13 protein-coding genes and 1 pseudogene are annotated in these 14,687 nt (G+C 37.9%); 8 read left to right on the plus strand and 6 right to left on the minus strand.

What is annotated here, in order from left to right; genetic code table 11:
• Window positions 1–100: 100 nt before the first annotated feature.
• Window positions 101–856: an AAA family ATPase gene (locus JFU50_RS14600; RefSeq protein WP_201223057.1), complete on the plus strand. Its 756-nt coding sequence runs from the start codon at window positions 101–103 to the stop codon at window positions 854–856.
• Between the two features lie 165 nt (window positions 857–1,021).
• The gene (locus tag JFU50_RS14605) at window positions 1,022–1,486 is read left to right on the plus strand and encodes a DUF3291 domain-containing protein (RefSeq protein WP_201223059.1); all 465 of its coding nucleotides are present in this window, start codon (window positions 1,022–1,024) and stop codon (window positions 1,484–1,486) included.
• A gap of 73 nt (window positions 1,487–1,559) precedes the next feature.
• Here the strand turns inward: JFU50_RS14605 and JFU50_RS14610 are convergent, their stop codons facing one another.
• Window positions 1,560–2,009, minus strand: coding sequence for an AraC family transcriptional regulator (locus JFU50_RS14610; RefSeq protein ID WP_201225087.1), 450 nt, complete (start codon window positions 2,007–2,009; stop codon window positions 1,560–1,562).
• A 338-nt stretch (window positions 2,010–2,347) separates the two neighbouring features.
• Between JFU50_RS14610 and JFU50_RS14615 the strand changes: the two genes are divergently transcribed.
• From JFU50_RS14615 to JFU50_RS14640, 6 genes and pseudogenes are all read left to right on the plus strand, one after another.
• Window positions 2,348–2,734 carry a DUF1259 domain-containing protein gene (locus JFU50_RS14615; RefSeq protein ID WP_201223062.1) on the plus strand — a complete coding sequence of 129 codons (387 nt, stop codon included), beginning with the start codon at window positions 2,348–2,350 and terminating at the stop codon, window positions 2,732–2,734.
• 270 nt (window positions 2,735–3,004) lie between these two features.
• Window positions 3,005–3,289 (plus strand): annotated as a pseudogene (locus JFU50_RS14620) (group II intron maturase-specific domain-containing protein); the annotation flags it as partial.
• Window positions 3,290–4,026: 737 nt separating this feature from the next.
• A complete protein-coding gene (locus JFU50_RS14625) occupies window positions 4,027–5,220 on the plus strand; it encodes an oxalate decarboxylase family bicupin (RefSeq protein ID WP_201223064.1) in 1,194 nt (397 codons plus the stop codon).
• A 45-nt stretch (window positions 5,221–5,265) separates the two neighbouring features.
• Entirely contained in the window at window positions 5,266–5,529 is a 264-nt protein-coding gene (locus JFU50_RS14630; RefSeq protein ID WP_201186668.1) for a hypothetical protein, read from the plus strand.
• 336 nt (window positions 5,530–5,865) lie between these two features.
• A complete protein-coding gene (locus tag JFU50_RS14635; protein ID WP_201223066.1) occupies window positions 5,866–6,726 on the plus strand; it encodes a transporter substrate-binding domain-containing protein in 861 nt (286 codons plus the stop codon).
• 609 nt (window positions 6,727–7,335) lie between these two features.
• On the plus strand, window positions 7,336–7,956 hold the full coding sequence (locus tag JFU50_RS14640; RefSeq protein WP_201186666.1) for a hypothetical protein: 621 nt from the start codon (window positions 7,336–7,338) through the stop codon (window positions 7,954–7,956).
• 410 nt (window positions 7,957–8,366) lie between these two features.
• On the opposite strand, the gene JFU50_RS31440 is transcribed toward JFU50_RS14640, so the two are convergent.
• From JFU50_RS31440 to JFU50_RS14660, 5 genes are all read right to left on the minus strand, one after another.
• Window positions 8,367–8,498 (minus strand): hypothetical protein, encoded by a 132-nt coding sequence (locus JFU50_RS31440; RefSeq protein ID WP_274608143.1) that lies wholly within the window; start codon window positions 8,496–8,498, stop codon window positions 8,367–8,369.
• Between the two features lie 13 nt (window positions 8,499–8,511).
• Complete coding sequence (locus JFU50_RS14645; RefSeq protein WP_056529917.1) at window positions 8,512–9,357, minus strand: carbon-nitrogen hydrolase; 846 nt, start codon at window positions 9,355–9,357, stop codon at window positions 8,512–8,514.
• Entirely contained in the window at window positions 9,354–10,967 is a 1,614-nt protein-coding gene (locus tag JFU50_RS14650; RefSeq protein ID WP_201186664.1) for an amidohydrolase, read from the minus strand. The genes JFU50_RS14645 and JFU50_RS14650 overlap by 4 nt, the downstream gene beginning before the upstream one ends.
• Window positions 10,968–11,135: 168 nt before the next feature.
• A complete protein-coding gene (locus JFU50_RS14655; protein ID WP_201186663.1) occupies window positions 11,136–12,479 on the minus strand; it encodes an APC family permease in 1,344 nt (447 codons plus the stop codon).
• 717 nt (window positions 12,480–13,196) lie between these two features.
• Complete coding sequence (locus JFU50_RS14660; protein WP_201223068.1) at window positions 13,197–14,153, minus strand: patatin-like phospholipase family protein; 957 nt, start codon at window positions 14,151–14,153, stop codon at window positions 13,197–13,199.
• Between the last annotated feature and the right edge of the window lie 534 nt (window positions 14,154–14,687).

The following is a 14,687-nucleotide window of genomic DNA, read 5'->3' on the forward strand; positions in this document are numbered from 1 at the left end:
TATAATGATACATATGAAGCTCGCTTTATTTGTCGTAAAGGTTCCTAGAAGTTTATATGGTTATAGCTAAAGAATTGTATTTGACACGAGGTGATTAATAATGAAGCTTTATCATGATTCACAGTTTATCAGGGGTACCTACCTTAAAAGAGATCAAATTTCCTCATATGAAAATTTCCCACTTAATCTACCTGTAATTAAGCACATGCAAGAATTAACTTTTCATCCCAATGTTACTTATATTATAGGTGAAAATGGAATGGGGAAGTCAACCTTGCTTGAAGGGATTGCTATTGCATTTGGATTTAACCCAGAAGGTGGAACTCTAAATTTTAACTTCTCCAGTTATGATTCACACTCAAATTTAGAGCAATATCTCCGTTTAAAAAAGGGGGTATATAAGCCGAAGGATAGTTTTTTCTTTAGGGCGGAAACCTTTTATAATTTAGCTACAAATATAGAGGAATTAGACAAGGCGCCATCGAGTGGTCGAAAAATTATAGATTCCTTTGGAGGAAAATCACTTCACCAACAATCTCATGGTGAATCTTTTTTTTCAGCTTTTATAGAACGATTTCAAGGCAATGGTCTGTACATCCTCGATGAGCCTGAAGCAGCTTTGTCACCACTGAGACAAATATCGATGTTAGCCAGAATAAATGAACTTGTTAATCAAGGGTCCCAGTTTATCATTTCCACCCATTCTCCGATAATTATGGCCTATCCAGATGCTAAAATTATTGAAATAAAAGAGGGTGGATTGAGTAAAGTAACTTTAGAGGAGTCCAATCACTATTTATTAATGAAACAGTTTTTTGAAGATAAAGATCGGTTGCTTCATCATCTATTCCAATAAGTGTAGCTCAAGTGTTCTTCTACTAACGGGTGCATTACTACAATAAGGGAGGTTGCTGAGGTGACCTCTTTCTTATGCAACTAAAGGGGTAGGTTAGCTGAAGAAGGAATTTTCACATTTTCACTTGAATATATCTAGGAAAAGACTATAGATGGAGGGCTATTTATGGCATTAGTTTCAATCTATACTGTTGGTAGGCTAAACCACCCCTATGACCACCCTGCCTCTCGTGAATTTTTTCAAGTGGGAAATGAAGTATATCGTCAGGCAACTAAATCAGGACTTATAGAGGCGTTTTCACCTGAAGGAGTCCCTTTCCCAGACGAAACCGTAAAGGGAAAGGGTTCTCCTATTCTCACACTAACTGTATGGAGAAGCCTTCAATCCTTATATCGCTTTACCTATTCAGGACAGCATATGCAAGCATTACGAGATAGAAGCAGATGGATCGAGCCATATCCAGAGAAACACCTTTCTTATGTAGTTTGGTGGACAGAAAAGGAGACGGATGTCTCATGGGAGGAGGCATTCAAGAGATATAACTATTATATTCAGCATGGTCCCACTCCTTTTGCATTTGATTTTAAGCATGCATTTGATGAAAAAGGAGAGACGTTCTTGATTAAGTAGCAGGGTTACCCTTTATTAATTGGGAAATTATCCATTGATAAAGTTATCAAACTAGAAAAAAGCTAATCAACTATTAAGGTTTTACTGGTACGCATATTTCGCAATAAGGGTTATTAATCATATCACCAGTGTATCTTTCCAAGATGGGTTTGTTATCAATTTGATATCCAGAGCTTTGTATAGATGGAAAAATTTCAGCATATGCTTTTTGAATATCTTCTGCTGTATGTTTGATTTCGTAAATAAGGTATTTTCCACCAGAAAGTTCACTTTCGCAAATTGAATCATCCATTTGAGAATCCTTTGAAATCACAATACAAGCATCAAACCTACAGTTTTCAGGAAGTGTTGTCTCAGGGTTATCTTGTGGAATTGCAAGTAGGATTGCCGATTTAAGAAGATTTTTCTCCCTAGCCCATACTTTTAACTTCTCCATTACTTCAATATTTTCAGGACCATATGGACCAACTCGTCGCACATAAGCGATACGATAGTTTGGAAGTGTTTTGACTTTAAATTTCATAAATTCTTTCTTCCTTTCTTTGTTTATATTTGTTTGATACATTTTGAATGTAGCATGCTTTAAAAATATATACATTTTATTTTTTAAATTTTTTTGAAAAAATTGTTAAATAATAGTTTTGTTTCTTCGGCTAAAGGGTGCTTTACATCACTATCAATCTTCAATAATCGGGCGCGATTCTTTAATAAGAATCGCTTTTCTTATGGAACTAACGGGAGCAGGATAGTTTGAATAAGATATGAATAATTTTCATAATTTATATTTCAAAATAGATGCATATCCGTTTCGGCTCTATTCATTAATTCATATCCTATTAATACTAGGGAGGAGATGAATAGATGACATCTAATGATGAATTAATTTGTCAAGAGTTTGCAAGAATTATCGGCGGCCAAGAAGGATTTGCGGGTGGAAAATGTGTGACAACCATAAATCGAAATGAAATAAAAGCAAAAATTTTAGGAAAACGTTTTAGAGTGACCTCTTCTTTCTCATTTGAATCAAGAGATAATAAGACTGGACAAGCATTGTGCCTAGGTAGGGTAGCACTCTTGCAAAAAGAAGTTGAGAATTTTGTTGCTTCCATTCTTAAACAAGGAATAATAGTTTCATCCATACACAATGAGTGGCTTTTTGATAATCCGAATTTGATTTACGTTAATATTGAAGCTGTTGATGACCCATTAGTTTTTGCAAGGAAAGTCAGAAAAGCGTTAAGGAACTAATGGATTTCTACTAGTGGTAAACCGGAGCTGTCATAAAAGGCAGAAAAGCAGCTATAAACTGATTTTAACGAACATAATACACAGTAAAACCCAGTTTTGTTGAACTAACGGGTGCGTTAGCTGAAGATCGAAGCTGTCTTTAAGACAGGCTTTTTCGTGCGCCCGGCATGGGTGCAATCTATAGGGTGTGAGTCCCGAACCATGAAGGCAGTAGTAATGGTTAACTTAATGCAAGGGTATCCATGGTGACGTGGAATCTGAAGGAAGCAAGCGGCCATTGATACTCCGAACGTATTGAAGAATTTAGATTCATGGATTCGAAGAAGACTCAGGATGTGCCTATGGAAACAATGGAAACTGCCAAGAACGAGAGTGAGGAAACTCAAAGGATTAGGCGTCCCATTTGGAAAAGCGTATGAATGGGGAAATAGCAGAAAGGGTTATTGGCGCATAGCGCATAGTCCTATTCTAGACAAAACCCTTAATAATGTTTATTGGCACCACCAAGGGTTAGTCAATCTATATGAACGATATACAAAACTACGTCAGACTTAAACTGAACCGCCGTATACCGAACGGTACGTACGGTGGTGTGAGAGGTCGGAGGCTAGGCGCCTTCTCCTACTCGATTTATGGAACTAAAGGGGCAGGATAGTTGAATAAGGGGGGGAGGAAAAAATTTCCTGATGAAATATACTAAATGTAAAAGTATCCTTTAAAGGATATATTAATAGCCATCGAATAGAGGTAATCAACTTTGGATTATGTAAGATTTTGTATTTATCAATTCATCTTATTTTCAGCACTTTTTGTTATCAACATTCCCCTTGATAAATACATAGGTAAACCATTTACTTCTGTTGATTTAATAGCAATATGTATAAGCTTACCTATCATAATCATCGTTTACCGAGTAGTGAGTAAGATATATAGACAATTCGAGAATATTAGGTTGCGAAATAAGATATTAATTTCAATACCAACTTTTATATTATCAATCTTGTTTATAGGGTACTGGGGCAATTGTTCTTTTAGTTTTCTTCTTAAACGAACGGGTGCTTTACTTTAATTAGAAGTAGAGCCCTTTTCTTATTCAAGTAACTAGCAGTTTAGTTGAACAACAAAAATTTTAGAAGTGGTTTCTAATATTAATTTTAAACTAAGGGAGCATTTCTACATTAAGGGATGCCCCTGTATTTTTTATTAATAGGCACAGTAACCATTTGAAGCCCAAGTCATACACTATGAAAAAGAATTTTCCCTTAATAATCCCATAAATGAGGAGTGTAATGATGGATAAACGAACTATTAATCAATTGGGTGGGAACGTGCCTCAACCTATCCGAAGTGATGGAGCTGGAGGGATTGACTCTGGCCCGCGTAATATTATGCGAGATATTCAAAATCCGAATATGCTCGTCCCACCTATTACAGATGCAGGCTTAGTTCCTAACTTGAAATTCTCATTCTCAGACACTTCTATGACATTAAATCACGGGGGATGGTCACGGGAGATCACCGCCAGGGAACTTCCGATAGCGACTACTCTTGCTGGAGTGAATATGAGCTTAACGGCCGGAGGAGTACGTGAACTCCATTGGCATAAACAGGCAGAATGGTCTTATATGCTGTTGGGACGGGCACGTATAACCTCGGTTGACCAACATGGACGAAATTTCATTGCCGACGTGGGTCCTGGTGACCTTTGGTACTTTCCCCCAGGTATCCCGCATTCGATTCAAGGGTTGGAACATTGCGAATTTCTGCTCGTCTTCGATGACGGAAACTTTTCCGATCTTTCAACCTTATCCATCTCCGACTGGTTTGCACATACTCCAAAAGATGTTCTGTCGGCCAATTTTGGAGTACCAGAGAGTGCGTTTAACTCCATTCCTTCTGAACAGGTATATATCTATCAGGGGGAGGTTCCAGGTTCACTGGAAAGTCAAGAAGTCCAGTCACCCTACGGAGAAGTCCCTTTTACCTTTAAGCACGAGCTGTTGAAACAAACACCAATCAAAACGCCTGGTGGTAGTGTACGAATTGTGGATTCTTCCAACTTTCCAATTTCAAAAACAATCGCAGCAGCACTCGTTGAGATTGAACCGGGTGCAATGAGAGAACTTCATTGGCATCCCAATAACGACGAGTGGCAGTATTACCTTACCGGACAAGGGCGAATGACTGTATTTACTGGAAACGGTGCAGCACGTACATTTGATTATAGAGCTGGTGATGTCGGATATGTACCCTTTGCTACTGGACACTATATTCAAAACACGGGTACAGAAACATTATGGTTTTTAGAGATGTTCAAAAGCGACCGCTTTGAAGATGTGTCGCTGAATCAATGGATGGCACTGACTCCTAAAGAATTAGTTCAAAGCAACTTAAATGTTGGATCAGAATTGCTCGATTTTCTACGCAAGGAGAAATGGCCAGTTGTGAAATATCCCGGGTTTTCCTACTATACAAAAAACAGGTAGATAAGAGTAGATTTGTTTATCCATATAGTTGTGGAGGTGATTACTATGTACAAGACAATTTACGACCACGCAACTGAGATTACACAAGCTGTTATAAAAGCAAGAGGGGAAGCGATTAATGGCGAAAAAGAATTGATAGAAACTTACCTAAGTGATGAAGCTGTTACCAACTTATATAAAAAAACATTTAGAGTTCTATCTGACCAATTAATTTTCTATGAGGTTGCAGTGGGGAAGAATTATTTCCTCCAACCATCGAACTATTGTCAACCAGGGGTGGTTTATCGAAATTCCATGGATGCTTTTTAAAATTAGTTGGAAAGTATGAAAAAATTCTTTTAAAAAGTTTGTTCTTAAGGAGTCCTATGAGAATTATCTTGAAGGACCTTTCTTTATCAAGTTTTTGTGAAACTTTGAACTTAAACTAACGGGTGCGTTAGTTCAACAAGAAATTAAATTAGGACTACACATTTTAGATATGTCTAATATGTGTAGTCCTTTTAATATCAACTGTTACGCTAATCTAACCTAAATATAAAAAAGTGGCATTTTTATTTGTTTTGAAGGTGATTCATTGATGTTGTCGTATTTTAATAATTGGTAGATTATTTCTGAAAATATAGCAAAAAATGGAGGGGGAATCACATGTTTAAAAATTGGAAAAAAACACTAATGGCTGGAGTGATCAGCTTATCCTTGCTAGGTACAGGGTACGTCGGTCACGACCTGATCTCCTCGCAAATCGTATCGGCTAAACCCGCATCAGAAAATGCACCAGGGCATTTGAAAAATGTTGAGACTTCCCGGCTTGATGAAATAATCGAACGAGGATACATTCGGGTAGGAATGACCGGGGACTACAAACCTTTTACCTATTTGAACCCAGAAACAAATGAGTATGAAGGCTTTGACGTGGACGCTGCCAAAGAGCTTGGCAAAGACCTCGGTGTGGAGGTAGAATTTGTCGCTACCACATGGCCAACGATGATGAAAGACCTACAAGCGGACAAATTTGATATCGCTTTGGGCGGTGTGACTCGCAACACAGCCAGACAAAAAAGCGCTTATGTATCCCAAGGTTACCTTTCATTCGGTAAGGTGCCTTTGATTCGCAAGAAAGATAAAGACAATTATCTTACCATTGAAGATATCAACAAGCCTTCTGTACGCATTGGCGTAAATCCAGGCGGAACAAACGAAGCATTTGTTCGTCAGTATCTAAGCAATGCTAACGTAACTGTTGTAGAAAACAATCTTGATATCCCTCATCTTGTTGCAGAAGGTACGTATGATGTTATGATCACAGACACAGTAGAAGCAATGCTGTATGCTAAAGCTGATCCCAGACTGTATGCGGCTCTAACTGACAAGCCTTTCACAAACAGTGAAAAAGGTTATATGATCCCACGAGGTGATTTCATTTATGCAAGCTACTTGGAAATGTGGATGGATGAAATGAAGCTCCAGGGAAAATTTGACGACCTCTACAAAAAGTGGATGGAATAGAATATAGATATGCTCCTTAAAAAGCTACCCTTAATACTGCCGTGTCAGTTTCTAGGGAAGCTTTTTTTTGTAAAAATAAAATCAGAAGAGTAAATTACTTCGCCTTTTTCTTGTTTCACTAACGGGTGCTTTACTAAATAAGGGAGGTTGCTAAGGCAACTTTTTTTGTATGCAACTAACGAGGCAGGATTGATAAACAAGAAACACATGTTTTATAATATGTAATATTTTGAGAGGTGAAGGAAGGGAAATTGATAATATAATAGGTTTTTCAGCAGGATATATTGCTTGTATGTTGATAGTTTATTTTATCTTTGATTACTCCTCTTGGTCATACACTGTGGGTTCTTTAACTGGTATAGTTTTATTTGGACTTATAATAAAGGTGCTTCGCAGGAAAAGATTACTGAATTTATTCTAAACTAATTCTTCTTAAACGAACTGTTGCGATACTTCAATTACGAAGTGTCGCTTTTTTCTTGAAGAGCAAATGTGGGTGAATAGTTCAGTAATTTACACGCCCGAATATAATGAAAAAGGGATATAGTTTTTTTTCGCCAATGAAAGGTGTAATGATCAAATACTTAAGATGAAAGGAAACCTTTATTCATGGTACAAACTTCAAGAATCATTTCTAGAGCTGCTGTTCGCGGATCTGCAAGTGGTTTACTATTCATGGCGTTTTTCGGTACGCTTTGGGCAGGCACAGGTGTAATGGGATTGCAAGGTTGGGGATTTCCTTACGTGGAGTTAGTTGCTGTTTTCGTAGGTATTACGTTGATTATTGGTGGGATTTCATTAATACGAGCATCAAAACGATTATCTAATCAGGTCTCACAAGAAGAGGCCAGGCGCTGGAAGCGTATAAGGTTTTGGTTTAACATAACCTTCATTGCGGAAGGTTTGGCAATCGGGATTGCAATTGCCATCTGTAACGCAACTAATTTTACTGATCTAATACCGGCAATTATCGCCTTAATTGTGGGTATTCATTTTTTACCTTTGGCGCATCTTTTTCAATTAAGAATCTACTATGTTACCGGATTACTCCTCTGTTTACTTGCGATTATTACATTACTGGTTGTGCCTGAGAGTGTCACGCTGTTTGAGCATCAAATCATTGCACCGTTATCGATAATCGGCTTCGGCTCCGCACTAATCCTTTGGACAACTGCATTGACGATATGGCTAAAGGCTAAAAAATTGCTAGGTATCGTCCCGCAATTATAACCTAAATAGTGAGTCCGGACTTTACTTCGAAAAAGTGCGTCTATTGTACAAAAAAGTGAAATGCAGAGTAATTTTCTTATACAGCTAATTGGGAAGGCGTGAATAAAACTTCCTAGCGCCATACCAAAAGCCACTGAATTGGCAGGCAAACTAAACACGATGATTGAAGAGTTTATCATGACAGATGAAATTTGAGAAAAGGTGAAGGACGATCTATATGAAGTCATTATCAAAAGCAAGGATGACGAAAGATTGACTTAAAGGAAGAGGGACTGTCTTATATAAAATAAGGCAGTCCCTTCAGTTTATTATGTTATTTTTTTAATTCAATAAATTGGTAGGACCCCAATCCGTGATTATTATTTGTTTCCTCATATACATAATCCGAACGAAATATAGCAAGAGTTGCATTATGCTCTTGTATCTACATAACGTTTATTCGGTTTATTTGAGCTAACTTCAAAAGAGTTACCAATTAGTGTTTTATTGGATTCAACATTTTCTAATAGAAAATTATAAATGATTAGTACGTACTTATACATAGGACAGGTACCCCTAACATTGTTCCAAAATCGGCCCGTATGTATCCGTTCGTCGATCCCTTAAAAATTGTAGGAGATTTCTTGCAAACTCGATTTCTTTTATATTAATTTCCTGGACCAGGATTCCTTCCTCTTCATCTAATGATTGGACAATATCCCCCATTGGATTGCTTATGAAACTTCCACCATAGAATCTCATATCTTTTTCTTGGCCGACTCGGTTAACCGCAGCTACAAATACTCCATTGTGAATGCCGTGTGAAGAGATGGCTTTGGTCCAGGTTCTTCTAGTGGATAGCTCTGGATGATCCGGCTCCGAACCAATTGCGGAGGGATAGAATAGTATATCTGCTCCCTTCAATGTCAAAATACGGGCTACCTCCGGAAACCACTCGTCCCAGCAGATGCCGATTCCAATCTTCCCAAATTTCGTATCGTACACTGGATACCCTGTATTTCCTTGCGTAAAGTAATATTTTTCATGGTATTGAGGCCCGTCTGGGATATGGTTTTTCCGTGTTGTGCCTAAATGTTGTCCATTTTCATCAAAAACTGCCGCACTATTAAAATAAATCCCTTTTGCTACCCATTCATAGAAAGGAACGATTAACACGATTCCTAGCTCTTTGGAAAGTTCCTGCATCTCCTTTATAGCTACGTGGTCTAAAGGGATTGCTAATTGATAATTCTCTACAGAAACTGTTTGAGCAAAGTATTCAGAATGATAGAGTTCCTGTAAACAAATAACCTTTGCTCCTTGAGCTGCAGCTTCTCTGACCTTCACTTTTGTTTTTTCTACATTCACTTCAATTCGTTCATCACAAGTCAATTGAATTAATCCTATCTTCACTTTGCTCATATGGATACCTCCCCAACAATTTCATGGACAACCCTACCGTCTACCATGGTAAAAACAACATTTGCATCTTTGATTTCCTCATATGGGACATCAAATAAGTTACGGTCAAGGACAATAATATCTGCAAGTTTTCCAGCCTCAATTGTTCCTAGTTCTTTTTCACGGAAAGACCCATATGCCGGAGCCGCAGTATAAGCAAGTAGCGCATCCTTTAATGAAATTCGTTCCTTTTCATCCCATGTTACACCTTCATCATCTAGCCTTGTAACAGCACGATAAATCCCTGACAACGGTTCCAACTTTACAACTGGATAGTCGGTGCCAAATACAACATTTGTGCCATTATCTATCATCGTTTTTAGTAAAAAGGTATATTTCATTCGCTCTTGCCCGATTAAGTCCTCGTACACCTCCCTTTGTGAAACGTTGATATGTTCTGGCTGAACAGAGGCAAGTACTCCTAGTTTGTTAAACCTTTCAATGTCATCAGGATGAATCATTTCTACATGCTCTATTACATGACGGGAATCTCTCACCCCATTTTTCCGCTGTGCTGCTTCAAAAGAATCCAAAGCTAATTTAACCGCTCCATCCCCAATACAATGGAAGCGAACCCGAAATCCTTCTTCATCAGCTTCTACTGTCCAATTTTTAATCGTCTCCTCAGGAAAAACTGTATTCCCCTTTGTCGTTGGATTGTTTGCATATTCATCTAGCAAATAGGCAGTATGACTGGTGGTGACTCCATCGACAAACTGCTTGAAGCCACAGAATTGAACCAAATTGGATGTATATTTCTCACGTAAACTTTTTGCCAGTCCCAAATCTCCGTTTAAGGGAGCAACAAAATGAATTCTTGCAGTTAACTTACCTTGTTTTTCATATTCACCATACAATTCAGCTTCTTCCACACCCATTTCTGGGATCCTTAATAAATCATGAACAGAAGTAACTCCGTATTTAGCTGCTTCACGTAAAAAATTATTGAGTAACTTCTCTTGCATTTCAAGATTAATAGGTAATGCTTTCGTGACAAAACCTACAGCGTGCTCAAGTAATAATCCTGTAGGCTCCCCATTTTCATCCCTAACAATCTCGCCGTATGGAGGATTTTTCGTATTTTTATCGATCCCTGCCAATTCCAACGCTTTGGAATTCACCCATGCACTATGAAATTCAGCCTGATATAACAGTACAGGTCTGTCCGAAATTACTTCGTCCAAGAAGGATCGATGCGGCTGCCCATCCTCCCAAAGGCTTTGTTCCCAGCTACACCCTATGACAAAGGGGTCATCTATTTTGGTGTCTGCGTATGCTTTAACCATCTCAGCGGCATCTTTTGCCGATTTCGCTGAATTGAGCCGAACGCTATCATTCAATAAACCTCCTAACAACAAATGGATATGGAAGTCATGGAAACCCGGCATAATCAGTTGATCACCAAAATGGTAAATCTTCGTCTGACTATCTACATATTCAGCAAAACAACCTAATTCTAAAACTTCTATAATTTTATTTTCCTTGATTAATATAGACGCTGGAACGGGAGAGTCTGTTGACCCAGTTAAAACTGCATTCCCACTAATAACAATATCTGCTATGATCGGCATTGTAACCTCTCCTTATAGAGTAAAATCTTATTTTCGCATGCCACTTGTTTTATTTAAAAAGTGCAAGTTCTATGCCAAATTAACTCTGGCTGTTCACCTAATCCTATAAAAATGCTATTACTTTTGATTATTGTATCTTCTTTTATCATGATAATTTCCCCTTTATTTTTAAGTATGTTCACCTGATAAGTTTATTTCTGGTGGTGACTCTTTAAATCCTTTTGTTAATACCAGCATGTACACAAACCCAAGCACAAACCAAATCCCTCCAAGTACTTTTGAGTGAATATCTAAGTTCACAAGTAACCATAAATCAAGAACGGCTCCAATAAGTGGGATGATTAAATATAGAATGGTTCCTTTGAAAGATCGCTGTTTGTTCTTGATAAAGTAATAAAAAATTACAGAGAGATTAACACAAGTGAAGGCAAGGAAGGCTCCGAAATTTATAAATGAAGCAACTAATGTCAAACTTAAAACTAATGCAAGTAGTGAAAACCCACTAATTACAAGAATGTTATTAACAGGAGTGTTATATTTTTTATGAAGAGTTCCGAAGAATCGCTTCGGTAATTGTCCATCACGCCCCATTGCATAGAGGACACGTGATGCACTTGCTTGAGAAGACATTGCAGATCCAAAGGCGGTGAACCCATAGACAGCTAAGAAGAGAGTAGCAAATGTTTTTCCGCCAACTAATGTAATAATTTCATTAGCTGCTGCATCCGCATTACTGAACGTATCATATAAAGGCCATACGTTATGTGCAAAATATGAAACGGCTATAAATAGAATTCCTCCTGTAAACATGATGATATAGATTGCGCGGGGAATGGTTTTTTCAGGTTGAATCGTCTCTTCAGCAAATGCTGTAGCAGAATCAAACCCAAGAAATGAGAAACAAAGAAGTGCTGCTCCTGCGACTATGAAAGAAAAGTGCTCATTCGTATTATAAAAAGAATCAAAACTCCAAAGTGTACCCGTTCCTGTGCCACCGGTAATTTCACGGATGGATAATCCGATAAATATAGCGATGAAAAGAATGGCTAAAATTGTAAGGAGAGCATTTGCTTTTGTCGCTATTTTTACACCTATCACATTAATCACTGTCACAATCAACAGTAAACTTAATACCCAAACATATGCCGGTATAGATGGAAAAGCTGCCGAGAAGAAAATGCTAAATAATAAGTAGTTGACCATTGGAATGAATAAATAATCCATTAAAATCGACCAACCTACGAGAAAACCAGCATAAGAATTGATTGATTTTTGTGTGTACGCATAAGCAGAACCTGCTGAAGGTATAACCTTTGCCATCTGTCCATAACTGTATGCCGTAAAGAACATCACACCTAAAGCGAGTAAGTAGGATCCTGGAACCATACCATGAGATAATTGAGCCGCGATTCCATATGTACTAAACACAGTGGCCAACGCCATAAATGAAAAACCAAATAGAACGACAGGAATAAGCGTTAACGACCTCTTCATCCCTTTTGAATCTGACATATAACAACCCCCTTTATTTCTGTTTTAGTTTCTACACATAAAACAAAGCAAAAAATATGCCATTTTCTCATAATTAGTAAACGACCTTCTTTTGTGGTGACACAAGCCTTAAGAAATCCTTTATCAAATGAGAAGAAATTTGTACTTGAGACCACAATTAAGTTCCAAAAACATGTAAAATTGCATACCTTATTCATATTTGCATAAAAAATCACCCTATTTAAAGTAATCTACCTTAAAAGGATGTCATTGTTATTCGTACACTAGGGGTCCTACATTACTCTATTAGATTGTGAGGGTTTATACTTAAACTAGATTTCAAAAAACATTACGTGAAATAGAAGTGCCTAACTTTTTCTTGTTAAACTAACTGGTGCGTTTGTTCTTTAAAGAGCTGTGACGATCAGCTCTTTTCTTATGGAGCTAAAGGGCAGGTTTATTCAAGAAGGACTTCATAACTCAATGCAGAATATTAAGGAAAAATATATATTTTAATGTAATGATCAGATATACAGGGGGCACCTAAGGAAGGTTGCTGAGGCAGCCTTTTTCTTATGGCACTAACAGGGCAGATTAGTTGAAGAAGTACTAAATAAATAAATAAATAAATAAATAAATAAATAAATAAATAAAAACAGCCAGGTTCTGGCTGTTTTTTATAAAAAATCCAAATTCTTAAAATGAAAAAAATTCAATCAAATTTATGGGATAATTTTATTAATTCCAGTTTTTCTCTATAAATTGAATTGCAGGTTGTAAATTTGTTTTGTTAGCAATTGAAATGACAGTGGGAACCACAGAAGGGTCCGTTTTGGATAAATTAGGGATCCGTGGATTTAACCGAAAAAAACGATTTCCTAGAAGCTGAGAACTGACCATGGATTCATAGTAACCGGATCCACTAGCGATTATTTGAAGAAATGGCAGTAAGGGTTCATTGGGCGATCGGTCCAAAAGAACTCCCCAATTTGGGGGAAGGTTCTTCATATTTTCGGGGCGTATGTTATCTGCACTCACCATCCCCCACCCCTTTGTATCTCTTCTTAATTGAGTCGGCTCTTCACCTGTTCCAATGGATAATACCGCAATTTGATCCAACGGCTGTTTGGCTTTCCCCACTGCAAACGCGATACTGGCTGTACTGGGGTTAGTTGCTACTGTATACCCATCCACGTAGTTTTGATAGGCTCGTTGCGTCGCGGGAGCACCACTGCTCCGTAGTATTACATCACTCGCTTTCTCATGTAAATAGGGAGAGCCAGGAAAGTTGTGGAATAACACAGGAGTCCAACGATTCAGCTCCGGTGAGAATAAATGAAATGCAGGGACAACAATTCGTCTTTTTAAGTCTTTGAGGAGAAGATCTGGTGGGAAAAATGTTTGTACCGCTTTAATGAAACCAGAATATGGTAATTGTTGGTTGTAAACAGGTCCACCTGGTCGGGAAACGCTGAATGCCGGCAGGATTTTATCCTTAAAAAACTGGAGTGTCTCCTTCGGCGATCTTCCACTTGCTAACGCAAGGGCAGTGAATGAACCGATTGAATTTCCCGAAAAAACATTGGTTCGACTAATTAATTTTGGGTTTTGCTGAGCCAGTCTGTTCAAAAGTTGTAAACTTAAAGCCCCTAAGGTGCCGCCTCCATCAAAGGTCATGATCCGATATTTTGTCAAAGCTGATTTCTCCTTTCTAATCTGATCATAAGTATCATTCAGTATATGTTGTATTTCGTGTCTAATGAATACCTCTTTGACCTGAAATCCTTCAGGAGCCGGATTATGTAGCTAAACATCCAAGGAAAGACTTCATCGAGTATATAAAAAGATACTACGACGAGGATAGAGGAGACTACGTTTGAGTGGCAGTACGGGCATACCAAACGGGAATTTATTATGCATGTACTTTGTTTGTAATGGGTGATGAGAAAGTCAGAAAGTACGACCAAAAAAAAGCCATAGCGGTGGGCTACGGCTTACTAGCATGCAAGATTTAGCGGGTGATAATCCTTATCTCCAACGAGGGAAATGAGCACCCGTTTGCTTTCAAATGCTCAACTATAATATTTTCTACTTCTCCAAAGGTATAATCATCCCTTTGTTTTTCAGTCTGCCGAACCTTGATTCGAAATCAGAAAAAGCCCAAAAACTATTGTGTTACAACAAAGCTTTACAAAGTATTGTACATTTAATCAATATTTAGCTTTTTTA

The sequence above is a fragment of the Peribacillus sp. TH14 genome (assembly GCF_016651145.1).
Taxonomy (GTDB): domain Bacteria; phylum Bacillota; class Bacilli; order Bacillales; family DSM-1321; genus Peribacillus; species Peribacillus butanolivorans.